At 70.9% G+C, this 26295-nt stretch carries 7 protein-coding genes and 1 pseudogene; 6 read left to right on the top strand and 2 right to left on the bottom strand.

Features of this window, described 5'->3' with window-relative positions:
* Window positions 1-30: 30 nt before the first annotated feature.
* Both D892_RS0106680 and D892_RS0106675 read left to right on the top strand, forming a co-directional pair.
* Window positions 31-1647, top strand: a complete 1617-nt coding sequence (locus D892_RS0106680; RefSeq protein WP_198036845.1) for an AMP-binding protein — start codon at window positions 31-33, stop codon at window positions 1645-1647.
* Window positions 1648-1734: 87 nt separating this feature from the next.
* The gene (locus D892_RS0106675) at window positions 1735-2112 is read left to right on the top strand and encodes a DUF2255 family protein (RefSeq protein ID WP_024800506.1); all 378 of its coding nucleotides are present in this window, start codon (window positions 1735-1737) and stop codon (window positions 2110-2112) included.
* 75 nt (window positions 2113-2187) lie between these two features.
* On the opposite strand, the gene D892_RS0106670 is transcribed toward D892_RS0106675, so the two are convergent.
* Together D892_RS0106670 and D892_RS0106665 are read right to left on the bottom strand one after the other, a co-directional pair.
* Window positions 2188-2580: an SCO5389 family protein gene (locus D892_RS0106670; protein WP_024800505.1), complete on the bottom strand. Its 393-nt coding sequence runs from the start codon at window positions 2578-2580 to the stop codon at window positions 2188-2190.
* Between the two features lie 57 nt (window positions 2581-2637).
* Window positions 2638-3690: a nitronate monooxygenase family protein gene (locus D892_RS0106665; protein WP_024800504.1), complete on the bottom strand. Its 1053-nt coding sequence runs from the start codon at window positions 3688-3690 to the stop codon at window positions 2638-2640.
* 224 nt (window positions 3691-3914) lie between these two features.
* On the opposite strand from D892_RS0106665, the gene D892_RS47625 reads away from it, so the two are divergent.
* From D892_RS47625 to D892_RS0106645, 4 genes and pseudogenes are all read left to right on the top strand, one after another.
* The gene (locus tag D892_RS47625) at window positions 3915-4745 is read left to right on the top strand and encodes a M23 family metallopeptidase (protein WP_232236011.1); all 831 of its coding nucleotides are present in this window, start codon (window positions 3915-3917) and stop codon (window positions 4743-4745) included.
* A 59-nt stretch (window positions 4746-4804) separates the two neighbouring features.
* Window positions 4805-5782, top strand: coding sequence for a LuxR C-terminal-related transcriptional regulator (locus D892_RS0106655; protein WP_024800502.1), 978 nt, complete (start codon window positions 4805-4807; stop codon window positions 5780-5782).
* A 262-nt stretch (window positions 5783-6044) separates the two neighbouring features.
* Window positions 6045-13439, top strand: a complete 7395-nt coding sequence (locus tag D892_RS0106650; RefSeq protein WP_024800501.1) for a non-ribosomal peptide synthetase — start codon at window positions 6045-6047, stop codon at window positions 13437-13439.
* A 245-nt stretch (window positions 13440-13684) separates the two neighbouring features.
* Window positions 13685-26056, top strand: a pseudogene (locus tag D892_RS0106645) (amino acid adenylation domain-containing protein); the annotation flags it as partial.
* Between the last annotated feature and the right edge of the window lie 239 nt (window positions 26057-26295).

Genomic DNA, 26295 nt, shown 5'->3' with positions numbered 1-26295 from the left:
AGAGATGCTGTGCTACAAAGGGGTTGGTGCATGACGATGGACTTGCTCCGATCGCTCGGCACCAGGCTGTGGTCCGAACTGGGATATCTGCGGCTGTGCGTGAGCAGCGGGCTGGTCGGCATCGATTCCCCGGTGCCGCTGCTGTCGGCCGGGACGGCCATGCTGCGCTACGGCGGATTGCCTGCGCTGCTGCGACTTTCGGCCGGGCGCTACGGCGCCCGCAACGCCCTCGTCGACGAACTGGGCAGCCTGACCTACCGGGATCTCGACGACCGGTCCAACCGGCTGGCCAACGAGTGGCGCAAGCGCGGCCTGCGGTCCGGCGAGGGCGTCGCGATCCTGGCCCGCAACCATCGCGGCCTGCTGGACGCGATGTTCGCCGCCGCCAAGTGCGGCGCCCGGATCATCCTGCTGAACACCGATTTCGCGGGACCGCAGCTGCGCGACGTCGCTACCCGCGAGGGCGCCGATCTGCTGGTGTACGACGAGGAGTACGAGCCGATCCTCGGCGACCTGAGCCCGCGCCGGGGCGCCTATCGCGCCTGGACCGAGAACGGCCACGCGAGCAGCATCGAATCGCTGATCGCCGCGGGCTCGCCCGCGGCGCCGCCCGCGGTCGGGCCGGGTTCCCGGATCATCCTGCTGACCAGCGGCACCACCGGTACGCCGAAGGGTGCGCCGCGGTCGGAGCCGCGGTCGCTGGAGCCGCTCGGGGCGGTCCTGAGCAAGGTGCCGTTCCGGCCCCGCGAGGTGACCGAATGCCCGGCCCCGCTGTTCCACTCGCTGGGGTTCGCGATGTCGCTGCTGGCCATCGGGTTCGGTTCCACGCTCGTGATCCGGCGCCGCTTCGATCCGCAGCGGGTGATCGACAGCATGGACCAGCGTCGTGCGACGTCGCTGATCGCGGTGCCGGTCATGCTGGCCCGGATGGCCGAACTCGGCCCGCAGGCGCTGACCGGGCGCGACCTGTCCAGGCTGCGCGTCATCCTGGTGGCCGGTGCGCAGCTCGGTGCCGACCTGTGCCGCCGCGCCACCATCATGTTCGGGCCGGTGGTCTACAACCTGTACGGCTCCACCGAGGTCGCCTACGCCACCGTCGCCACCCCCGGCGATCTCGCCGCGGAGCCGGGCTGTGTGGGCAAGCCGGTGCTCGGCGCCGTGGTGCGGGTGCTGAACGCCGACGGCGCGCAGGCGCCGGCCGGCGTCACCGGACGGGTCTTCGTCGGCAACGCCTCCCAGTTCGAGGGCTACACCGGCGGGGGCGGCAGGGAGCGCGTCGACGGGCTGATGGCCACCGGCGATCTCGGCCATTTCGATTCCGCCGGAAGGCTTTTCATCGACGGCCGGGACGACGACATGATCGTCTCCGGCGGCGAGAACGTCTTCCCCGGCGAGGTGGAGGAACTGCTCAACGCGCACCGGCGGATCCGCGAGGCCGCCGTGATCGGCGTGCCCGACCGCGAGTTCGGCGCGCGGCTGAAGGCGTTCGTGGTCCGCGAGGACGAGACCCTCAGCGCCGACGATGTCCGGGCGTATGTCAAGGCCACGCTGGCGCGCTACAAGGTGCCGCGCGACGTGGTCTTCCTGGGCGAGCTGCCGCGCAATCCGACCGGCAAGGTGCTCGGGCGGCTGCTGCGGGAGCTGTGACTCGCCGGTGTCGTAACCGGGGCCCGGGGCGTGGAGAGGGAAAGATACCTTCCAGTTTCACCACGGGACACCCGGAAGGAGACGTCGATGGCGAAGTGGACGGCCGACGAGCTCACCAGGATCGCGGCGATGGAGGAACTGCGTCTGGCGGCCGCCGGCCGGGACGGGACGCTGCGGATGCCGGTGACGATCTGGGTGGTGCGGCACGACCGCGGCCTGTACGTGCGCTCGGTGAACGGCGCGACCGCGACCTGGTACCGCACGGCGACCGAGAGCGGGCACGGCCGGATCCGTGCGGGCAGCATCGATCAGGACGTCTCCTTCGTCGAGGCCGATCCGGCCCTCGCCGGCGACATCGATACCGAATACGCGACCAAGTACCAGCGCTACGCCGCGAGCATCATTTCCGAGATCACCAGTGCCAGGGCACGATCCACCACGCTCGAACTGCGGCCGCGTCGATAGCGCGGGGCAGGGCGAGCGTGCGCAACCGACACCGGCGCGGGCGGAGGGGATCACCCGCGCCGGCGGCGTATCCGGTCAGCAGTTACGCAGTTCCGGGCTCTGGTTGAGCAGCTGAGCGCGGGTGGAGATGAAGGTCGTGTAGGTATCGCCACCGACCTCCGACAGCGGGAAAGCCGCTACCCGGTGGCAATTCTGGAACGCGAGCTTCACCCCGAAGTGCCGTTCCAGGCCGCCTCGGATGGAATCGGACGCCATGGCGCGCAGCAGCTGGCCGCGGGCCACCTCGTCCGGCGGGGCCACCTGGTTGTCGGCGAATTCGGCTGTGCCGGAACGCAGATCGGATGCCACGCGGCTGACCACCTCGTAGGCGTAGGGCAGCGATGTGCGGACGCATTCGACGAACTCGGCGTCGGAGACCTCACCGCGTTCGGCTTGCTCGAGTAGTGCGGTTGGAACGTCCAATGACATAGCGCTCTCCTCGTGGGATGGCGGATGATGTCACCCGATTCTAAACGAAAAACGTTGTCAACAATCCTGGATTCCCCGCGAAAGTGCCGATTTCAGAGCGTCTTTCGCTCCGGCGGACAGCGAACGAACCAGGTCCCCGGCCGGGTCTGCGCTGGTCAGCGGGTATGTCTGTCCGGCCCAGAGGTTGACCGCGTCGGCGTTGCCGTCGGCCCGGGCCTGCTTGCGCAACGGCCCGGTGGCGTAATGGATTTCGGGGTAGGCGGCCGGTGCGTCGGGGTGGTCGAGGATGAATCGGTTGCGCAGCCCGCGGGCCCGGCGGCCGCTGAACGCGCGGGTCAGCATCGTCGGGGTGTCGATGGCGAGGGCGTCGCGGTGCAGCGGCGCGGTCCCGGCCTCCGGGCAGTTCAGGAAGGCCGTGCCGAGCTGAGCGGCGCGCGCCCCGGCGGTCAGGACGGCGGCGACGGCCGCGCCCGTGGCGATCCCGCCGGCCGCCACCGCCGGCCGATCGGTCGCCGCGGTGAGCAGCTGCACCAGGGCCAGCGTCGACAGCGGATCGACCGCGTCGTCGTCCGGGCGGTCCACGAAGGTCGCCCGGTGCCCGCCGGCCTCGGCGCCCTGGGCGATCAGTGCGTCGGCGCCTTCCTCCAGCGCGATATGTGCCTCGGCCACCGACGTCACCGTCACCCACGCCTCCGAGCCGACCGCGTGCAGCCGGGCCACCTCGCTCGCCGCCGGGCAGCCGAAGGTGAACGACACGACCGCCACCGGATCGGTGACCAGGGCGTCGAGCTTGGCGTCCCAGTCGTCGGTGTCGAACTTCGCGTCGCCGAGCGGGTGGTTGCGGCCCAGGCGCTCCAGGTATCCGGCGAACCGCTCCGGCGGCGTGGGTGCGCCGGGGACGAACAGGTTCACGCCGAACGGGGTGGCGTCGTTGCCCAGTAGGACCCGGGTGCGCACGATGCGGTCGGCGGTATCTCCGGCGCTCAGATAGCCCGCGGCCAGGAAGCCCAGGCCGCCCGCGGCCGAGACGGCGGCGGCGAGTTCGGGGGTGGAGGGTCCGCCGGCCATCGGTGCCAGCACGATCGGGGTGCGCAGGTCGTCGAGGATCACACCTCCAGTCTGGCTCAGGTAACGGTAGATCAGGACCGCGGTACTCGCTTCAGCTGGGCATTTCCCTCGGAAGGTTGCGAAAAGGTCACGGCGGAGTACAGTTTCCGTCACAGCGTATGCCGAATCGTTACCGAAATCGAGGTTTCGGATCGGGATGCCACCGATGTTGATCGACGCTAGGACGAGCCTTGCCGCAGCACCGTGAGACCGCCGGTTCCATATCCGTGAAGGACCTGCTCAGGGAGGGTGTAGTCGATCGGCCGAGCCGGCACCGCGCCGAGCCGCGCACGACCGACCGGGTGAAACTGGCCGCGAGCGCCGCGGTGGCCGCCGGTGCCATCGTCGGCACCGCCGCCCAGTTCGCGCAGGCCGCGCCGCTGTTACCCGTCGGGCACGACAACGGCCCCGATACGGCCGAGCTGGCGAAGGCCTCGGCGCCGGTGCAGCAGGCGGAGCAGCAGGCCGCCGAGCCGGAGCCCGCCGAGGCCGCCGCTCCGGAGCCGGCGACGGCGGTGGCCGCACCGGTCGCCGCCCCCGCGCCGCCCGCTCCCTTCGGCCTGCAGAATCTGCCGCCCGAGGTGGCCGGCCCGCTGTCGCAGGCCGAGCAGGTCATCAAGGGCCTGCAGAACCAGATGGCGGCCCCGCCCGCCGCGGTGCGTCCGGTGGCCGGTGCCGTCAGCTCCAACTACGGCTACCGGTGGGGCGCCATGCACTCCGGCATCGACTTCGCCGATTCGCTCGGGTCCCCGATCCGCTCGGTGGAGAACGGCACCGTGATCGAGGCGGGCCCGGCGTCGGGCTTCGGCCAGTGGGTGCGGGTCAAGAACGACGACGGCACCACCGCGGTCTACGGCCACGTCAACGACATCCTGACCCAGGTCGGCCAGCGGGTGAACGCCGGCGACGTGATCGCCACCGTCGGCAACCGCGGCAACTCCACCGGCCCGCACCTGCACCTGGAGATCTGGGATCCGGGCGACGCGAAGATGGATCCGGCGCCCTATCTGGCCAGTAAGGGTGTGATCCTGTCGCAGCAGTCGTGGGGACCGCAGTAATCGTCGCGGGCGTCAATGGCCGGACGCCGGTGCGGTCTTCGGTTGTGGGGGCTGATGGTGTGACGGGCTTGCAGGAATTATTCGATCCCAGATCGGTGCACGGGCGGGCGTACGCCGCGCTCGTCCAGCATCCGCGCTCCAGCCTTCCCGAACTCGCCCGTTATCTGGAAAGCCCGCTCGAGGCGGTCGAGGCGGCGCTGGACCGCCTCTGTGAACTGCAGGCCGCCGTACGTATCGACAGTAATGGGACCACCGTGTGGGACGCGCACGCCCCGGAGGCGTTGTCGGAGGCCGAATCCCGGCGTCGCCAGGCCGAGACGGCACGCATGCACGCGGCCGCCGCGCGGCTGGGCGAGACGTTCCGCTCGGTGCGCCGCACCGCGCGGGGCGGCGGTACCGTCGCCCCGATGTACGAAACCCGGGAACTGATCGCCGAGTTCGAGGATCTGCAGCGCGCGGCGCGCAGCGGCGTGCGGGCGATCGAGCGCGGTCCGTACATCAGCGATATCGACAAGGCCGAGCGGCTGTTCGACCTGCAGTCGGCCCGCATCGATGCCGGGGTCCGCTACCAGACCCTGTATCAGGACACCATCTACCAGGATCCGGATCGACTGCGGTTCGCACTGGCCACCAATGCCGCCGGGGCGCAGGCGCGCACGCTGCCGGATCCGCCGCTGAAGGTGGTCATCGCCGACGGTGAGCGGGCCGCCCTGGTGCTGCATCACGACGAGCGGCGCGGCGATCCGATGGGACTGCGCATCGGTCCCTCGCCCACGCTGGACGTGCTGATACACACCTTCGACGTGCTGTGGTCGCTGGCCGCGCCGATCTCGGTGAACCCGAACGAGCCGCTGGACGAGCGCGATCGCGCCATCCTCACCCTGATGGGGCTGGGCGCCACCGACGACACCATCGCGCGGCGGCTGGGCATGTCGCGGCGCACGGTCGTGCGCCGCACCGCGAGCCTGCTGGAGCGGCTGGGCGCGAGCACCCGGTTCCAGGCGGGTGTGCAGGCGATCCGGCGCGGGTGGCTGTAAATCTTGTGACACAACCCACCTGATTCGCCGGGTTGCGCAACGGCGAGGCACCCTCGTACCGATGACTAGAGGGAGCGGCACATGGCGGCGAGCACGAACCACGTGCCGCGTCGCGAACGCCGTTGAACACAACAAACACCGTGGTGCCGACAGCGGACACCGCGGTGTCGCGACCCCTATATGATTGCCCGGACCGTGCGAGGGGCGCCGACGTTCGTTCGGCCGCGCGGACCTGTTGGACGCGAGAGGTGAATGCACTCGAATGGAAACTGCCCGCCGTTCCGCCCGCGGAGGTCGTCGTCGCCGGTCGGGTGGCCCGCTCTTCGGACAGCTGCTCACCGCCGCGGTCGAGTCCGCGGCCGATTCGGTCGCCATCCGGTCCGCCCCGACCGACGATCCGGCCGACGCGCGTGAGCTGACCTATCGGGAACTCGACGAATCCTCGTCCCGGCTGGCCCGGGAGCTCATCGATCGCGGTATCGGCGCCGGCGACGTGGTCGCCATCGGCATCGCCCGCTCGATCGAGTCGGTGCTGGCGGTGTGGGCCATCGCCAAGACGGGCGCGGCGTATGTGCCGGTGGATCCGGGCTATCCGGCCGAGCGCATCGACCACATGGTGGCGGATTCCGGTGCGGTGCTGGGCCTGACCACCGCGGAGCATCGCTCGGCGCTGGGCACCGGGGTGTACTGGCTGGAGCTGGACGATCCGGTGGTGCGGGAGCGGGTGGCGGCGCGGCCGTCGCATCCGATCTCCTACACCGACCGTGTCCGCCCGCTCACCGAGCAGCATCCGGCCTACGTCATCTACACCTCGGGTTCGACGGGGCGGCCCAAGGGCGTCGTCGTCACCCACGTCGGCCTCGGCGCGCTGGTGGCCGCCGAGCGCGAACACTATGGCGTGAGCGAGGATTCGCGCGTGATGCACGTGTGCTCGCCGAATTTCGACGTCTCCGTGCTGGAACTGATGCTCGCGTTCTCCTCGGGCGCGACGCTGGTGGTGTCGCCGCCGGACGTGTTCGGCGGGTACGAACTGGCGGATCTGCTGCGCCGCGAGCGGGCCACGCACATGCTGATCACGCCGGGCGCGCTGGAGTCGGTGGATCCCGCGGGGCTCGACGACATCGAGACCGTGATGGTGATCGGCGACCGGTTCGGCCCGGAACTGGTGGGCCGGTGGGCCAGGGACGGCCGGTCGTTCGTCAACGGTTACGGCCCGACCGAGGCCACGATCCTGGTGACGTCCACCGCGCTGACGCCGGGCGAGCCGATCACGATCGGCTCCGCGGTCCCGGGAGTCGGTGTGTTCGTGCTGGATTCGCGGTTGCGGCCGGTTCCGGCCGGGGTGGTGGGCGAGCTGTATCTGTCCGGACCGGTGCTCGCGCAGGGTTACCTGGGACGGCCGGGCCTGACGGCCGGCCGGTTCGTGGCGAGCCCGTTCGGCGCGGAGACCGGCAATCCGGGCGCTCGGCTGTACCGCACCGGGGATCTGGTGCGGCGCAACGAATCCGACGGCGGCATCGAGTTCCTGGGCCGCTCGGACTTCCAGGTGAAGGTGCGCGGTTTCCGCATCGAACTCGGTGAGATCGACAACGCGCTGACCGAACATCCGGATGTCGACTTCGCGGCCACCATCGGCCGCCGCCTGCCCTCGGGCGCCATGAATCTGGTGACGTATGTGCTGCCGCGGGCCGGAACCACCGTGGACACCCGCGCGGGCGCGGCATCGGATACTGCAGAACTCTTCGATCATCTCTCGAAGACGCTGCCCGCGTACATGATTCCGGCCCTGATCATGGTGCTGGACGAGATCCCGCTGACGCCGATCGGCAAGCTGGATCGCGCCCGGCTGCCCGAACCCGCCTTCACCGCACGGGAATTCCGGGCGCCGTCGACGCCGGTGGAGGAGATCGTCGCCGACGTGTTCGCGGCGCTGCTGGTTCCGGCGGGCCCGCAGGAGCCGGCCGAGCCGGACGGCGAACCGGTGACCACCGCCGCCGGCCGGGTGGGCGCCGATGATGACTTCTTCGAACTCGGCGGCAACTCGCTGCTGGCCGCGCAGGCCGCCGCCCGGATCGGGTCGGCGCTGTCGGTGCGGGTGCCGGTGCAGCTGCTGTTCGAGGCGTCCACGGTGGCCGCGCTGGCCGAACGCGTGGAACGGCACGCCGGTTCGGCGGCCGGGCGGCAGCTGCGGCCGATGCCGCGGCCGGAGCGGATCCCGCTGTCGTATGCGCAGCAGCGGATGTGGTTCCTCAACCGCTTCGACCCGGACAGCGCGGTCAACAATATTCCGGGCGCGGTGCGGCTGAGTGGAGCGCTGGATCCGGACGCGCTGCGGGCCGCGGTGGGCGATCTGGTGGAGCGGCACGAGGTGCTGCGCACCCTCTATCCGGAGGTGGACGGCGAGGGCTATCAGCTGGTGCTGCCGGTCTCCGATCCCCGTGCGGCGCCGGAGCTTTCGGTGGTCGACGCCGCGGAGTCCGAGGTGCCCGCGCTCGTCGCCGAGGCCGTGACGGGCGGGTTCGACGTGACGACCGCACCGCCCGTGCGGCTGCGTGTGCTGCGACTGGCCGACGCCGAGCACGTGCTGGTGTGCGTCGTGCACCACATCGCCGGCGACGGCTTCTCGATGGCCCCGCTGACCCGCGACCTGATGACCGCGTACCTGGGTCGGGTGCAGGGCGGGCCGCCGGAATGGACGCCGCTCGCGGTGCAGTACGCCGATTTCGCGCTCTGGCAGCGCGAGACGCTGGGCACCGAGGACGACCCGGATTCGGTACTGGCGCAGCAGATCGACTACTGGCAGCACCAGTTGGCCGCGCTGCCCGAACAATTGGAGCTGCCGGCCGACCGCCCGCGCCCCGCCGCGGCCACCTATCACGGCGCGACCATCGGCTTCGAGATCGACGCCGAGGTGCACGCCGCGCTGAACCGGCTGGCGCACGAACACGGTGCGACGCTGTTCATGGTCGTGCACGCGGCGCTCGCGGTGCTGCTGGCCCGGCTGTCGGGCACCCGCGACATCGCGATCGGCACCCCGATCGCGGGCCGCGGCGAGGCCGAACTCGACGATCTGATCGGCATGTTCGTCAATACGCTGGTGCTGCGCACCGAGATCGACCCGGCCGCGTCGTTCGACGAACTGCTGCGCGAGGTCCGCGGCACCGACGTGGCGGCCTTCGGGCACGCCGACGTGCCGTTCGAGCGGCTGGTCGAGCTGCTGGACCCGGTGCGGTCGGCGGCCAGGCATCCACTGTTCCAGGTGATGCTCACCTTCCAGAACCTGGCGCAGACGCATCTGGAGCTGCCCGGCCTGGCGGTGTCCGGGGTGGATCTCGAGGTACCGCTGGCCAAGTTCGACCTCCAGCTCGGGATGGCGGAAACCGTCGACGAACGCGGTGTGTCCCAGGGCATGTCGGCGGCGTTCACCTACGCCACCGATCTGTTCGACGAAGCCACCGTGCAGGATTTCATCGATCGGTTCCGCCGCGTTCTGGCCGCGGTGGCCGCCGATTCCGGTGCGGTCGTGGGCGATATCGACGTGCTGGCGCGCGGTGAGCGCGAACTGGTACTGCGCGAATGGAATTCGGCCGGTGCCCAGGTTCCCCCGGTGACACTGGTGGATCTGATCGACACGCAGGCGCAGCGGCGCCCGGGCGCGACCGCGATCCGCTACGACGATGCGATGCTGTCGTTCGGCGAACTGCAGCGGCGGGCCAACCGCGTCGCGCGCGCCCTGACCGACCGCGGCGTCGGCCCGGAATCGCTGGTGGCGGTGGCGGTTCCGCGGAACGAGGAGCTGCCGGTGGCGCTGCTGGGCGTGCTGATCGCCGGCGCCGGCTACCTCCCGATCGACACCGCCTATCCGGCGCAGCGGCTGGAGTTCATGCTCTCCGACGCCGCCCCGGCCTGCATCCTGACCACCGCCGAGGAGCGGGCGGCGCTGCCCGGCAGCGACCTTCCCGTCCTGCTGCTGGAGGAGGCCGACGACTATCCGGATACGCCGGTCACCGACGCCGATCGGGTCGCGCCGCTGCGGCCGCACAATCTGGCCTACGTCATCTACACTTCCGGCTCCACCGGCGTGCCGAAGGGCGTCGGCGTCTCGCACCGCAACGTGCTGGAGCTGTTCGCCAACACCCAGCTGCGATTCGAGTTCGACGAGACCGACGTGTGGACGCTGTTCCACTCGTTCGCCTTCGACTTCTCGGTGTGGGAGCTGTGGTGCGCGCTGGCCAACGGCGGCGCGGTCGTGGTGGTCGACTATCTGACGTCCCGGTCGCCGGAGCTGTTCCGCGAGTTGCTGATTCGCGAGCAGGTCACCGTGCTGAACCAGACCCCGTCGGCGTTCTACCAGCTGGCCGAGGCCGATCGCGCGGCCTACAGCGCCGGTGGCGAGGGCAAGTTCGCGCTGCGCTACATCGTCTTCGGCGGCGAGGCGCTGGATCTGCGCCAGTTGCAGCGCTGGTACGAGCGGCACGGCGGAAACGGCTCCGCCGCACCGCAGTTGGTGAACATGTACGGCATCACCGAAACGACCGTGCACGTGTCGTTCCTGGCCGTGGACGAGCGGCTGGCCGACAATCCGGCCAGCGTCATCGGCCGCGCGCTGCCCGGCCTGAGTTCCTACGTCCTCGACGACCGGTTGCATCCGGCGCCGGTCGGGGTGGCGGGTGAGCTGCACATCTCCGGCGAGCAGCTGTCCCGCGGCTACCTGGGCCGCCCCGGCCTCACCGCCGCGCGGCTCGTGGCGAATCCGTTCGGCCCGCCCGGATCCCGGATGTACCGCACCGGCGACGTCGGCCGATGGGCCGGCTTCGGCGGCGAGGCGAATCTCGAATATGCCGGGCGCAGCGACCAGCAGGTGCAGCTGCGCGGCTTCCGCATCGAACTCGGCGAGGTGGAGGCGGCGCTGCTGCGCTGCGGCGGGGTCGGCCAGGCCGTCGTGGTGGTGCGCTCCGACGAGCAGACCGGCGACCGCCTGGTGGGCTACGTGAGCCCGGAGACCGATGCCGGCCTGGACCCGATCGCGCTGCGGTCGCGGGTCGGCGAATTCCTCACCGGCTACATGGTTCCCGACGCCATCGTGGTGCTGGACGCATTCCCGCTCACGCCGAACGGCAAGCTCGACCGCAAGGCGCTGCCCGCACCGGAGTTCCTCGGCTCGGCCGCGTTCCGGCCGCCGGGCAACCCGATCGAGCAGGCGGTGGCCGACGTGTTCGGCGGACTGCTCGCGGCCGGGGCGGACGGCAAGCGCGTGGTGGGCGCCGACGACGACTTCTTCGCGCTCGGCGGCAACTCGCTGCTCGCCACCCGCGCGGTGGCGCGGATCAACGAGGCGCTGGACTCTAACGTCGCCGTGCGCGAGGTGTTCGAGGCGCCGACCGTGGCCGCCCTGGCGGCGCGGATCGTCCCCGGCGCCGCGGTCCGGCCGCGGCTGGTGCCGGCGCCGCGCACCGGCCGTCTCCCGCTTTCCCTTGCGCAGCAGCGGATGTGGGTCATCAACCAGTTGGATCCGGAATCGCCGTCCTACAACATTCCGCTGGCGGTCCGCCTGACCGGCGAGCTGGATGTGCGGGCCCTGGGCGAGGCGGTCACCGATGTACTGGAGCGGCACGAGGTGCTGCGCACCCGCTATCCGGCGGGCGGCCCCGGCGGGCTGCCGTATCAGGAGATCCTGCCGGTCGGCGAGGTGCTGCCGGACGGGCTGCCGGTGGCGGCCGGCAGCGATCCGGTGCGCCGGGTCACCGAGCTGATGTCCGCCGGATTCGATGTGACGCGCCAGGTTCCGGTGCGCGGGCTGCTGCTGAACAACGGCGACGACCACCTGCTGGCGCTGGTGCTGCACCACATCGCCGGCGACGGCGCGTCGCTGGCGCCGCTGGCCCGCGACGTGATGACCGCCTACCTGGCCCGCGTCGAGGGCCGCGAACCCGGTTGGGCGCCACTGGATGTGCAGTACGCCGACTTCGCGGTGTGGCAGCGCGAGGCGATCGGTACGGACGATCAAGAGGATTCGATCGCGGCCCGGCAGCTGAACTACTGGCGCACCCAGCTCGCCGGCGTCACCGGCGCCGCGCTGGTGCCGCCGGACCGTCCGCGCCCGGCGGTGCCGTCGATGCGCGGCGGCGCGGTCGGCTTCCAGCTGCCCGCGACCGTGCACGAGGGTCTGCTTCGCATTGCGCGCGAGCATAATTCGTCGATGTTCATGGTCGTGCACGCGGCGCTGGCGGCGCTGCTGGCCCGGCAGACGGGCAACGCCGACATCACCGTCGGCACGCCGATCGCGGGCCGCGGCGAGCGCGCGCTCGACGACCTGGTCGGCATGTTCGTCAACACGCTCACGCTGCGCACCGGGGTGAGCACCGCCGACACCTTCGACGCGCTGGTCGAAAAGGCCAGGGAGGCAGACCTTTCCGCATTCGCCAACTCCGACATCCCGTTCGAGCGGGTGGCCGAGGTGGTGTCGCCGAACCGTTCGGGCGCGCAGGATCTGTTCCAGGTGATGCTGTCGTTCCAGAACACCGAGCGGCCGACGCTGGAGCTGCCGGGCCTGACGGTCGAGGCGCTGGACACCGATCTGGTGGTGGCGAAATTCGATCTGCAGGTGATCGTGGAGCCCCGGTACGACGCGGCGGGCTCGGCGGGCGATCTGGCCGCCGTGATCACCTATGCCGCCGATCTTTTCGACGAGTCGACGGTGCAGGCGCTGGGCCGCCGGTTCGAGCGTGTCCTGGCCGCCGTGGCCGACGATCCGCAGGTGCTGGTCGGCGATATCGATCTGCTGGACGCCGAGGAGCGGGCGCGGGCCGAGCTGCAGCGCGCCGCACCGGTCGAACCGGTCGCGGCGCACGGCACGGCGCTGACGCAGGCGCTGGCCGCCTCGGTGGAGGACGATCCCGACGGTCCCGCACTGGCATTCGGTGAGGAGGCGGTGTCGTATCAGGAGCTCGGCGCCCGGTCCTCGCGGCTGGCGCGGGTGCTGATCGGACGCGGCTGCGGGCCGGGAACGGGCGTGGCGGTCCGGTTGGATCGGGGCATCGAGGCGACCGTGGCGGCCTGGGCGGTGCTGAAGGCCGGGGCCGCGGTGGTTCCCGCCGGCGACGGCTCGGAACTTCCCCAGACACCGGAGATCAAGGCCGGGCTGACGGCCGGGCCGGCGCCCGCCGGCGGCGTCGACTGGCTGGTGCTCGACGATCCGGCGGTGATCGGCGAGATCGCGGGGGAGTCGGCGCGGCCGGTGACCTATGCGAACCGGACGCGGCCGTTGCGCGGTGCGGATCCCGCATTCGTCGCGGCCGGTGCCACCCTGAGCTACGACGACCTGGCCTCGGCGGTCGAGCTGTTGCGGGCGCGCACGGAGCTGAACTTCGAGTCCCGGATCTTCCGGCACGGCCGCGCGGATTCTCCCACGGCGCTGCTGGAGGTGGTGGCGGCCGGTGCGGCCGGTGCGTCCCTGGTGCTGCCCGGCGAGGTCACGAGCGAGGCGCTCGCCGACGAATGGGTTACCCATCTGTTCGCCGACGCGGTGGTGCTCGACGGGCTCGACGCGGAGCCGCTGGAGGATCTGCGGGCCGTGGTGGTCGAGGACGGGCCGGCACCGGCCGGCTTCGGCACGGCCGACGTGGTCGTCGCTGCCGGCGAGTTGCTGTCCCGGTGATAGCGTACGGCTTTGACAGTTTGTGCCCCTGACCTCGGGGGCGTGCGCTACCAGCACAGATGCGGTATAGGCGCGGACAAGGCATTATCGGTGAGGTTCGGCGTGGGTACGGAGAAGGTTTTGATGTTCGGCAGAGTTGCTGGTCGGCGGGGCGAGCGCAGCGGCGGCTCCCGGATTCGGGGCCGGGTGCCCGCGTGAGCCGACCGGTACGTCGGCGGCCGACCCGAACCCGCCGCTCGCGCGTCACCACGCTGCCGCGGTTGCTGGCGACCGCCGTCGAGACGAATCCCGACGGCATCGCGCTCGTGCACGCCGATGCCACGGCGACGTTGGCGGAGTTGTCGTATGCGGAGTTGGATGAGCGTTCGTCGCGGTTGGCGCGGTTGTTGATCGAGCGTGGGGTGGGGCCGGAGGATTTGGTGGCGGTGGGGGTGCCGCGGTCGGTGGATTCGGTTGTTGCGGTGTGGGGTGTGGCGAAGTCGGGTGCGGGTTTTGTTCCGGTGGATCCTGGTTATCCGGCGGAGCGGGTGGCGCATATGGTGGGGGATTCTGGTGTGGTGCTGGGGCTTACGGTGTCCTCGGTGCGCGACAGCCTGCCCGGCGGCATCGAATGGCTGTCGCTCGACGGCGGGATCCGGGATCGGCTGGAACATTGCTCCACCGAGCCGGTGGAGAACGCGGATCGGTTGCGCCCCTTGCGCGCCGAGCATCCAGCGTACGTGATCTACACGTCCGGGTCGACCGGTAAGCCGAAGGGTGTCGTCGTCACCCAGGCCGGGCTGTCCAGCTTCTGTGACGAGCAGCGCGAGCGGTACCGGGTCGGAAACGACTCGCGTGCCTTGCATTTCGCGTCCCCCTCCTTCGATGCCTCGGTGCTGGAGCTGCTGCTGGCGGTCGGTGGTGCGGCCACGATGGTGGTGGCGTCGCCGTCGGTCTACGGCGGTGGCGAGCTCGCCGCACTGCTGCGCCGGGAGCGGGTGACGCACGCGTTCATCACGCCGGCGGCGCTGGCGTCGGTGGATCCGGTGGGTTTGGATGATCTGCGGGTGGTGGTGGCCGGTGGTGAGGCGTGTCCGCCGGAGTTGGTGCGGCGGTGGGTGGCTCCGGTCGGGTCGGGCGTTCGGGAGTTCTTCAACGGGTATGGTCCGACCGAGACGACGATCATGACGAATATCAGTGCGCCGTTGGTTCCGGGGGAGACGGTGACCATCGGCGGACCGGTCCGCGCGATCACCGAATACGTCCTGGACGAGCGCCTCGCGCCGGTCCCGGAGGGCGCCGTCGGCGAGCTGTACATCACCGGTGCGCAGGTGGCCCGCGGCTACCATCGGCGCGCCTCGCTCACCGCCGCTCGATTCGTCGCGAACCCGTTCGTGCCGGAGGGATCCCGGCTGTACCGGACCGGCGACCTGGTGCGCCGCACCACGGGCGGTGAGCTGGAGTATCTGGGCCGCAACGATTTTCAGGTGAAGATTCGTGGTTTCCGGATCGAGCTGGGTGAGATCGATGCGGTGCTGGCGGCGCACGAGGCGGTCGATTTCGCGGTGACGGTCGGTCACCGGATCGACAGTGGCGCAACGATTCTCGTATCGTACGTGCACCCGGTGAACGGTCGCGTCGAGACGGAGCACCTGTTGGACTGGGCGGGCCGCAGCCTGCCCGCGCATATGGTGCCGACGACGGTGATGGTGCTCGACGAGATCCCGCTGACGCCCGTCGGCAAGCTGGACCGGGCGGCGCTGCCGGCTCCGGTCCTGCGGGCCCAGGAGTTTCGCGCGCCGTCCGGCCGGTTCGAGACCCTCGTCGCCGAGGTGTTCACCGAGCTGCTGCATCCCGCGTCGGCCGTCGGCGCCGACGACGACTTCTTCGAGCTGGGCGGTAACTCGCTGATCGCCACCCAGGTGGCGGCCCGGCTGGGCGCCGAACTCGGTACCCGCATTCCGGCGCGGCTGCTGTTCGAGGCCACCTCCGTCGCCGGTCTGGCGGCCGGCATAGAACCGCTGGCCGACGCGGGCGGCCGGATCGCGCTGGCGCCGATGCCGCGGCCGGAGCGCATTCCGCTGTCGTATGCGCAGCAGCGCATGTGGTTCCTGAACCGGTTCGACGTCGCGTCCGCGGCGAACAACATCCCGCTGGCCATCCGGCTGACCGGCGCGCTCGATGCCGAGGCGTTGCAGGCGGCGGTCGCCGACGTCGTCGAGCGGCACGAGACGCTGCGCACGATCTATCCGTCCGAGGACGGCACCGGGCACCAGGTGATCCTGCCGCCCGCGCGGGCAATCCCGGACCTGGCCGCGAAACCCGTTGCGCCGGGCGAACTCGAGGAGTGGCTGGCCTCGTTCGCCCTCGCCGGTTTCGATGTGGCCACCGAGGTGCCGCTGCGGATCGCGCTGCTGGCCGTGGATTCCGGCGTGCCCGGCACGGAAACCACCGATCATGTTCTCGCGGTGACGGTCCACCACATCGCCGCCGACGGTGCGTCGATGGCGCCGCTGGTGCGCGATCTGATGTCGGCCTATCTGGCGCGCTGCGGGGGCGCCGCGCCCGGCTGGGATCCGCTGCCGGTGCAGTACGCCGATTACACGCTGTGGCAGCGCGCCGTCCTGGGTGAGGAGAGCGACCCCGCATCGATCGCCGCCGCTCAGCTCGCCTACTGGACGTCGGCCCTCGCCGGGCTCCCGGACCGTCTCGATCTGCCGGCGGACCGTCCGCGTCCCGCGATCTCGTCCGGGCAGGGCGGGGAGTACGCGTTCGAGGTCGACGCCGAGATCCACGCCCGGCTTGCCGAACTTGCGCAGTCCTCGGGTGTTTCGCTGTTCATGGTGGTGCACGCGGCGCTCGCGGTGCTGCTGGCGCGGTTGTCCGGGACCGAGGACGTCGCGGTCGGCACGCCGGTGGCGGGCCGTGGCGAGCGCGAACTCGACGATGTGGTCGGCATGTTCGTCAACACCCTGGTGCTGCGGACGCGGATCGATCCCGGTGCCTCGTTCGCCGACCTGCTGGCGCGGGTGCGGGAGGTGGATCTGGGTGCGTTCTCGCATGCGGAGTTGCCGTTCGAGCGCCTGGTGGAGGTGCTGGATCCGGTGCGTTCGCAGGCGCATCATCCGTTGTTCCAGGTGGCGTTGTTCTTTCAGAATATGGATAAGCCGCGGTTGGAGTTGCGGGGGTTGACGGCGGCGCCGGTGGAGTATGACGGGGCGATCGCGAAGTTCGACCTGCAACTGACCATCGTGCCCGGTGAGCAGGACGGCGCCGCGGCCGGTCTGGCGGCGCTGTTCACCTATGCCACAGATCTTTTCGACAAGGAGACCATCGAGGGATTCGCCGAGCGGCTGCGGCGGGTACTGGCCGGGGTCGCCGAGGACGCTACCCGGCCGACCGGCGCCCTCGAACTGCTGTCCGATGCCGAACTCGGGCGAATCCTGCACGACTGGAACGACACTCGGCATCCGGTCGAGCCGGGGCTGCTGCTGGACGGCTACCGGCGTGCGGTGGCGCGCCACCCCTACGCGATCGCCGTCGTCCATGAAGGCGCGTCGCTGACGTACGCCGAATTCGATGCGCGCGTGAATCGGCTGGCGCGGCTGCTGATTTCCCGCGGCGTGGGCCCGGAAGCGCTGGTGGGTCTGGCGATTCGGCGGTCGCTGGATCTGGTCGTGGGCATGTACGCGGTCGTCGCGGCCGGCGGCGCCTATGTGCCACTGGATCCCGACCATCCGGCCGAGCGGATCGACTACATCCTCGACACCGCCGACCCGGTGTGCGTCCTGACGACCTCGTCGGATATCGGCACGCTCGGCTCCGGGCGGGCCGGACAGGCCATCGAGATCGACGGGATGCCGCTGCCGGAATTCTCGGATGCGCCGATCACCGACGCCGAGCGCACGGTGCCGCTGCGTGGCTCGCACCCCGCCTACGTGCTCTTCACCTCCGGCTCCACCGGCCGCCCCAAGGGCGTGGCCGTATCGCACGCCGCCATCCACAATCAGATCGAATGGATGCTCGCGCAGTATCCGCTCGGCACCGGCGATGTGTACCTGCAGAAGACCGCGACGACGTTCGACGTGTCGCTGTGGGGCTACTTCATGCCGCTGCGGGCCGGCGCCAAGCTGGTCGTCGCCACCCACGACGGTCACCGGGACCCGCTGTACGTGGCGGAAACCATTGCGGCCGAGGGTGTCACGGTGACCGATTTCGTGCCGTCGATGCTGGCCGTGTTCGCCGCGCATCTGGAGCCGGGCGCCTGCGCGACGCTCCGGGACGTGTTCGTGATCGGAGAGGCGCTGCCGCCGGAGACGGTCGACGCGGTGCACCGGGTGTGTGCTGCCCGGGTGCACAACTTGTACGGTCCGACCGAGGCCGCGGTGTCGGTGACCTACTGGCAGGCCCGGGGGGCGGACCGGCCGAGCGTTCCGATCGGCCTGCCGCAGTGGAACACCCGGGCCTATGTGCTGGACGGCCGGCTGCGCCCGGTGCCGACCGGCGTTCCCGGCGAGCTGTATCTGGCGGGTGACCAGCTGGCGCGTGGTTATGTGCGCCGGCCGGACCTGACCGCGGATCGGTTCGTGGCCGATCCCTTCGGTGCTCCCGGTGCGCGCATGTACCGCACCGGCGATCTCGCGGTGTGGCGCGCGGGCGATGCGGACCTGCCGGCTCGCCTGGAGTACCTGGGCCGCACCGATTTCCAGGTGAAGTTCCGCGGCCAGCGGATCGAGCTGGGCGAGATCGAGGCGGCGCTGCTGGCGCAGCCGGCGGTGAGTCAGGCGGCCGCGCGGGTGGTGCCCTCGGCGCTCGGCGATCAGCTGGTCGGCTACGCGGTCCCGGTGCCGGACGAGACGATCGATGAGGGCGAACTGTTGGGCGGGGTAGGAAAGATCCTGCCCGCCTACATGATCCCCGGCACCCTCGTGGTGCTGGACGCGCTGCCGCTCAACGCCAGCGGCAAGCTCGACCGCAAGGCGCTGCCGGAGCCCGGGTACACCCAGCGCGAATTCCGCGCCCCCGCAACGCCGATCGAGGCGATCGTGGCGGACGTGTTCGCGACGGTGCTCGGCCTGGAGCGCGTCGGCGCCGATGACGACTTCTTCGCCCTCGGCGGCAACTCGCTCGTCGCCACGCAGGTGGTGGCCCGGCTGGGCGCCGCCGTCGACGGCCGGATCCCGGTGCGGACGCTGTTCGAAACCCCGACGGTGACGGCCCTGGCGACGGCGATCGAATCCCGCGCGCACGGGCGCCGCGGCGTCGAACTGGGCACGATCGAGCGCCCGGACCGGCTGCCGCTGTCGCTGGCGCAGCAGCGGATGTGGTTCCTGAACCGCTTCGACCAGGGTGCGGCGACGGGGTCTGCGGCCTACAACCTGCCTTTCGCGCTGCGGCTGAGCGGCGCTCTCGACGTGCGGGCACTGTCCGAGGCGCTCGACGACGTCGTGGCGCGGCACGAGGTGCTGCGCACGGTCTATCCGGAGACTCCCGACGGTCCGGTGCAGGTGGTGCTTCCGGTTGGCCACACCGGAGTAGCCGATACCGTTGCGCAGCACGGTGGTTGGGGGTCGGTGGCCCCTGAGCGGATGCCCGGCGCGGCCGTCTTCGAGGCGGTCTACGAGCTGGCCGCGACGCCGTTCGACGTCACGGCCGAGGTGCCGATCCGGGTGCGCCTGTTCGAAATCACCGATGCAGCAACAGATTCGCGCCCCGACTACGTGCTGGCCGTCGTCGTGCACCACATCGCCGCGGACGGCTCCTCGGTGGGGCCGCTGGCGCGGGACGTGATGACCGCGTACACGGCGCGTACCGCCGGAGCGCCGCCGGGATGGGCGCCGCTGCGGGTGCAGTACGCGGATTTCGCGGTGTGGCAGCGGGCCGTGCTCGGGGACGAGTCGGATCCGGATTCGATTGCGGCACAGCAGATCGCGTACTGGCGTCGCGAGCTGGCCGACCTGCCGGACCTGCTGGAGCTGCCCGCCGACCGGCCGCGCCCGGCGGTCGCGTCGCTGCGGGGCGGCCGGGTCGAGTTCCGCCTGGATGCCGCCACCCACGCCGCCCTCAACGACCTCGGGCGGGCACACGGGGCCACGCTGTTCATGGTCGTGCACACGGCGCTGGCGGTACTGCTGGCGCGGTTGTCGGGCACCGACGATATCGCGGTCGGCACGCCCCTGGCGGGTCGCGGCGAGGCCGAATTGGACGACCTGATCGGCATGTTCGTCAACACGGTGGTGTTCCGGACCCGCCTGGATCGCGGCGAGAGCTTCGCGGATCTGCTGGACCGGCAGCGCGAGACCGACCTACAGGCATTCGCGCACGCCGACATCCCGTTCGAGCGTCTGGTGGAGGTGCTGAACCCGCCGCGGTCGACCGCTCACCATCCGCTGTTCCAGGTGGGTCTGTCGTTCCAGAACCTCGCGCGGACGGCGCTGGAGCTGCCCGGACTGAGCGTGGCGGCGGTGGACGCGGATCTGGATGTGTCCCAGTTCGATCTGCATCTGATCGTCGGCGACGTGTACGACGAGGACGGCCGCCCGGCCGGTGTCGGTGGCTTCTTCACCTACGCCACCGACCTTTTCGACGCCGCCACCGTCGAGGGCTTCGGCGGCCGGCTGTCCCGGCTGCTGTCCGAGGTGGTCGCCGACGCGACGAGGCCGGTCGGCGATCTGCCGCTGCTGGGGCCGGGTGAGCGGCAGCGCGTGCTCGTCCGCCCGAATGTCACCGGCTATCCGCTGGATTCGGAGGCGCTGAGCACCTTCGGCAGCACCCTGGACGAATTGCTCGCGGACACCGTCGAGGTGTCGCCGGCCGCGGTCGCGCTGGTTGCCGACCGGCCCGAGGGCTCCGTCTCGCTCAGCTACGCCGAGCTGGGGACGAGGGTGAATCGGCTGGCGCGACATTTGATTTCACTGGGCGTCGGACCGGAAACGCGGGTGGCGCTGGCACTGCGCCGGTCGACGGATCTGGTTGTGGCCATGTACGCGGTGTCGGCCGCGGGCGGTGCCTATGTGCCGATCGATCCGGATCAGCCGGCGGAGAGGATCGACTACATCCTCGACACCGCCGGGCCGGTGTGCGTGCTGACCAACGCGGAGACCGGCTTCGGGGCGCGCGCCGAATCCGTCGCCGCCGTGGATCCGATCGTCGGGGGCACGATGCCGAGGGCCGAGTCGGGTCCGGCTCCCGTGGTGGTGCGGATCGATGAGCTGGATCTGGCGGCGCTGTCCGGTGATCCGGTGACCGATGCGGATCGTCTTGTGCCGCTGCGTCCGACGAATACGGCGTACGTGATCTTCACGTCGGGTTCGACGGGCCGTCCGAAGGGCGTGGCGGTGCCGCATGCCGCGGTCGTCAACCAGTTGCTGTGGAAGACCGCGGAGTTCGGGCTCACCGCCGACGATGCCGTGCTGCTGAAGACCGCGGCGACGTTCGACCTGTCGGTGTGGGAGTTCTGGTCGGCGGCGGTGTCGGGCGGCCGCCTGGTGATCGCTGGGCCGGACGGTCACCGTGACCCGGCCTATCTGAACCAGCTGATGGCTCGCGAGTCGGTGACCACGCTGCATGCGGTGCCGTCGATGCTGGACGCATTGCTGACCGAATCCGATGGCGCGCTGAGTAATTCGCTACGCCGTGTGCTGGCGATCGGTGAGGCGCTGCCCGGCGCGCCGGCGCAGCGGTGCCGCTCGCGCTGCCCGGACATCGAGCTGTTCAACCTGTACGGCCCGACCGAGGCCGCCGTCTCGATCACCAGCCACCGGGTGACCGATGCCGACCAGGTGTCGGTCCCGATCGGCGCACCGGAGTGGAACAGCCAGGTCTACGTGCTGGATTCGCGCCTGCACCCGGTCCCGGCGGGCGTCTCGGGCGAGCTGTATCTGGCGGGCGCGCAGCTGGCGCGCGGTTACTTCGGCCGGCCGGATCTGACGGCGGATCGATTCGTGGCCAACCCCTACGGCGTCGCGGGTTCGCGGATGTACCGCACCGGCGACCTGGTTGCCTGGAACGCGGCGGGCGAGCTGGAATACCGGGGCCGCACGGACTTCCAGGTGAAGATCCGTGGCTTCCGTGTCGAACTGGGCGAGATCGAGGCGGCGCTGCTGGCGCGGCCGGAGGTCGCGCAGGCGGTGGTGCTGGCCAAGAAGGACCAGCGCACCGGTGACCGGCTCGTCGCGTACCTGGTCCCCGAGGCCACCGAACTCGATGTGGCGCGGGTGAAGTCGGCGCTGAGCACAGCCGTTCCGTCGTACCTGATGCCGTCGGCATTCGTGGTGCTCGAGGCCCTGCCGCTCACCGCGAACGGGAAACTCGATCGCGCCGCACTGCCCGAACCGGCCTTCGAGGCGGCCGCGTACCGGGCGCCCTCGACGCCGATCGAGGAGATCGTGGCGAGCACCTTCGCCGAGGTGCTGGGCGCCGAGCGGGTGGGCGCCGACGACGACTTCTTCGCCCTGGGCGGCAATTCGCTGCTGGCCACCCAGGTCGCCGCGCGCATCGGCACGGCCCTGGACTCCCGGGTCTCGGTGCGCAGCCTCTTCGAGGCCCCGACCGTGGCCGCCCTGGCCGTCGCCGTCGAACAGTCCGCGGGCACTGCGCTGCCGCCGCTGACGGCGGGTCCGCGCCCCGAGGGGATCCCGCTGTCGTTCGCGCAGCAGCGGATGTGGGTGCTCAACCAATTCGACACCGACGCTGCGGTATACAACATCCCGGCGGCCATCCGGCTGTCCGGGACGCTGAACGTGCCGGCGCTGCGCGAGGCGGTCGCGGATGTCGTCGCACGGCACGAGATCCTGCGCACCGTCTACCCGCTGACCGACGACGGCCCCGTGCAGGAGATCCGGCCCGCGCGCGACACGGACATCGACCTGCCGCTGCGGCAGCTGCCCGCGGCCGAGCTGGTGGGAGCCGTCGAGCGGGTGATGACACAGGGCTTCGACGTCACCACCGAGGTGCCGTTCCGCATCGCCCTGTTCCACGCGGAACCGGAAACCGGCGCGGCACCAGCGGAATCCGATGACTACGTGCTCGTCTTCGTGGCGCACCACATCGCCACGGACGGCTGGTCGATGGGACCGCTGACCCGCGACCTGATGCTCGCCTACGCCTCCCGCACCACCGGCGAGACACCGGCGTGGGCACCGCTGGACGTGCAGTACGCCGACTACGCGCTGTGGCAGCGGCAGGCGCTCGGCGCCGAGGACGATCCGGATTCGCTGCTCGCCCAGCAGATCGCGTATTGGCGGCACGAATTGGCCGCGCTGCCCGAACAACTGGATCTGCCCGCCGATCGCCCCCGTCCGGCCGCGGCCTCCTACCGGGGCGACACGGTGGAGTTCGAGATCGATCCGGAACTGCACGCCGCGCTGAACCGGATTGCCCGCGAACACCATTCGACGCTGTTCATGGTCGTGCACGCCGCGCTCGCGGCGCTGCTGGCGCGCCTGTCGGGCACCCGCGACATCGCGATCGGCACCCCCGTCGCGGGCCGCGGCCACGCCGCCCTCGACGACCTGATCGGCATGTTCGTCAACACCCTGGTGCTGCGCACCGAGGTGGACCCGGCCGCCACGGTGGGCGAACTGCTGGGCGCGGTGCGTCGCACCGATGTCGCGGCCTTCGCCCACGCCGACGTGCCGTTCGAGCGGCTGGTGGAGCTGCTGGATCCGGTGCGGTCGGCGGCCCGGCACCCGCTGTTCCAAGTGATGCTGACCTTCCAGAACCTTGCCCCGGCGGATCTGCGGCTGCCCGAACTGACCGTCTCGGGCGTGGACGCCGGCCGGCCGCCGGCGAAATTCGATCTGCAGGTCACCCTCAGCGAGCGCACCGATCCGACCGGCGCGGCCCAAGGCATCGCCGCGGCACTGACCTACGCCACCGACCTGTTCGACGCGGCCACGGTGCGCGGTTTCGCGGACGGCTTCCTGCGGGTCCTGGCCGGCCTGGCGGATTCCGGCGCGGCCGTGGGGGATATCCCGCTGCTCACCGAGGCGGAGCGGGACGCGGCACTGCGGCAATGGAATACGCCCATCGCCGAACCGCGCACGGCAGCCGGGCCGACGCTCGTCGCGCTGCTCGACGAGCAGGTTCGCCGCCGCCCGGCGGCCGTCGCGATCGGCACGGGCACGACCACCCTCACCTACGCCGAGCTGGACCGCCGCGCCAACCGCGTCGCCCGCGCACTCATCGCCCGGGGCGTCGGCCCGGAATCAGTGGTGGCCGTGGCGGTTCCACGCACCGAACAGCTCCCGGTGGCACTGCTGGGCGTCCTGAAATCGGGAGCGGCGTATCTGCCGATCGATACGGCCTATCCGGCCCAGCGCCTGGAATTCCTGCTGTCCGACGCCGCACCGGCCTGCACGATCACCACGGCGGCGGAACGGGAGGCACTGCCCGGCAGTGATATTCCCGGCCTCTTGCTCGACGAACTCGGTGAACTCGACGGGCTCGGTGAATACGACGATTCCCCGGTCACCGACGAGGACCGGACCGCGCCCCTGCGGCCCGGCCATCTCGCCTACGTCATCTACACCTCCGGCTCCACGGGTGTCCCGAAGGGCGTCGGCGTCGCCCATCGCAATGTGCTTCAGCTGCTGGCGAATACCCGGCCGCTGTTCGGTTTCGACGAGTCCGACGTGTGGACGCTGTTCCACTCCTTCGCCTTCGACTTCTCGGTGTGGGAGCTGTGGGCCGCGCTCGGGACCGGCGGCCGCGTGCGGGTCGTCGACTACCTGACCTCGCGGTCCCCGGAACAGTTCCGGGAGCTGCTGATCGACGAGGGCGTAACGGTGCTCAACCAGACACCGTCGGCGTTCTATCAGCTGGTCGCCGCCGACCGCGCCGCCCCGGCGGCCGCATTTGCGCTGCGCCACATCATCTTCGGCGGTGAGGCCCTGGACCCGCGGCGCCTGGCACCGTGGTCGGAGCGATACCGCGCCCCCCGCCTGGTGAACATGTACGGCATCACCGAGACCACGGTGCACGTCTCGTACCTCGAGCTGGACGAACCCGCGACCGGCGGCGCGGCGAGCGTCATCGGCCGCGCACTGCCCGGGCTGGACGCCTATGTGCTCGACGACCGCCTGCACCCGGTTCCCGCGCGCGTGCCCGGTGAACTGTATGTGGCCGGCGAGCAGCTGTCCCGCGGATATCTCGGCCGGCCGGGACTCACCGCGACCCGGTTCGTGGCGAACCCGTTCGGTCCGCCGGGGTCGCGCCTGTACCGCACCGGCGACGTGGGCCGGTGGCAGGAGTCCGGCTCCGCCGCGAATCTGGAGTACGCCGGGCGCAGCGACCAGCAGGTGCAGCTGCGCGGGTTCCGCATCGAACTCGGCGAGGTGGAGGCGGCGCTGCTGCGCTGCCCCGGCGTCGGACAGGTCGTCGTAACAGTGCACAACGATCCACATGCCGGCGAACGCTTGGTGGGATACGTTGTCGGCGAGGGCGTTTCGCAGCCGGATCCGGCCGGGCTGCGCGACGAGGTCGGCCGGTTCGTGACCGGATACATGGTTCCCGACGCGATCACCGTGCTGGACGCGCTGCCGCTGACCCCGAACGGCAAGCTCGACCGGCGTGCCCTGCCCGCACCGCAGTTCCACGGCGGCACCGCGTTCCGCGCACCCGCCACGGCTACCGAACAGGCCGTGGCCGACGTCTTCGCCGAGTTGCTGGGCGCCTCCGAGGTCGGGGCCGACGACGAATTCTTCGCACTCGGCGGCAATTCGCTGCTCGCCACCCGGGCCGTGGCGCGGCTGCGGGAGGCGACCGGCGCGCGAGTGGAGGTGCCCTGGTTCTTCACCGACGCCTCGGTGGCCGGCCTCGCCCGCCGCATGGATACCGAAGAGCCCGGGGACGATTCGGCCTTCGGCGTGCTGCTGCCGCTACGGTCCGCCGACGGCGACCCGGTGTTCTGTCTCCATCCGATGTACGGCCTGGCGTGGGCCTACTCCGGCCTGGCGCAGTACCTGCCGCAGCCGCTGTGGGGCGTGCAGTCCCCGGCGTTGACCGAGGACTACGTGCCGGAGTCGTTGCGCGAGATGGTTCTTCGCTACGTCGCGGAGATCCGGTCGGTGCAACCGCAGGGCCCGTACCGGCTGCTGGGCTGGTCGCTGGGTGGTGTGCTGGCGCACTCGATCGCCGCCGAACTGCAGGCGCACGGCGAGGAGGTCTCGCTGCTGGCGATCCTGGACGGCTATCCGGAGCTGGACGTCGCCGACTTCCGTATCGCCGTCCGCGAGGCCCTGGCCGAACTGGGCATCGGCGCCGACGTGCTGCCGCCCGGCGATCTGCACGAACTCGGCGACGAGGCGCTGGCCGCGTTGCACGCGATGATCCCCGCCGACCTGGTGTCCCTGACGCCCGAACGGGTCGGCCGGATCTATCGCGGCGCCGTCCGGTCGGCCGAACTGGTGGCCGATCACCGCCCGGCCGTCTTCCGGGGTACCGTGGAGTTCTTCCGGGCGGCATGTGATGTAAGCCACAAGGAGCGCGGCCGCTCGGCCGGCGACTGGGAGCCGTACGTGGACGGCGAGGTGGTCGACCGACCGGTCCAGGTCCGCCACGAGGAACTGACCGGACCGGAGGCCCTGGCCGAAATCGGGCCGGTCCTCGCCGCGCTGCTCGACCCTGAGCAGCGGTGACGCGGAACCGTCGCCCCACCGGGTGACCGGTCGGCCTCGGTGCCCGACAATGGTCTGGTTCCGGTCCGGCCCGCCCCTACCGAGCCGGAATCGCCGCGCCGCGCGTAACATGCCCCGGCCGCGCTCGGATGGATGAAGGGGGTGGCGCCGCGCAGGCGCATGAGCGACACAACAGGCAAGGTGAGGTACACGTGTTTCGGGTGGTCGGGCGGCAGAAATCCGCCCAGGAAGCGGCTACG

The sequence above is a fragment of the Nocardia sp. BMG51109 genome (assembly GCF_000526215.1).
GTDB lineage: Bacteria > Actinomycetota > Actinomycetes > Mycobacteriales > Mycobacteriaceae > Nocardia.
Note: the sequence above shows the minus strand (reverse complement) of the source record. Positions and strands in the feature narration are given on the sequence as shown.

Bases quoted from the DNA above. Each gene is read 5' to 3' on its own strand.
- D892_RS0106675 (WP_024800506.1), top strand. From the start codon at position 1,735: ATGGCGAAGTGGACGGCCGACGAGCTCACCAGGATCGCGGCGATGGAG.
- D892_RS0106650 (WP_024800501.1), top strand. From the start codon at position 6,045: ATGGAAACTGCCCGCCGTTCCGCCCGCGGAGGTCGTCGTCGCCGGTCG.
- D892_RS0106680 (WP_198036845.1), top strand. From the start codon at position 31: ATGACGATGGACTTGCTCCGATCGCTCGGCACCAGGCTGTGGTCCGAA.
- D892_RS0106670 (WP_024800505.1), bottom strand. From the start codon at position 2,580: ATGTCATTGGACGTTCCAACCGCACTACTCGAGCAAGCCGAACGCGGT.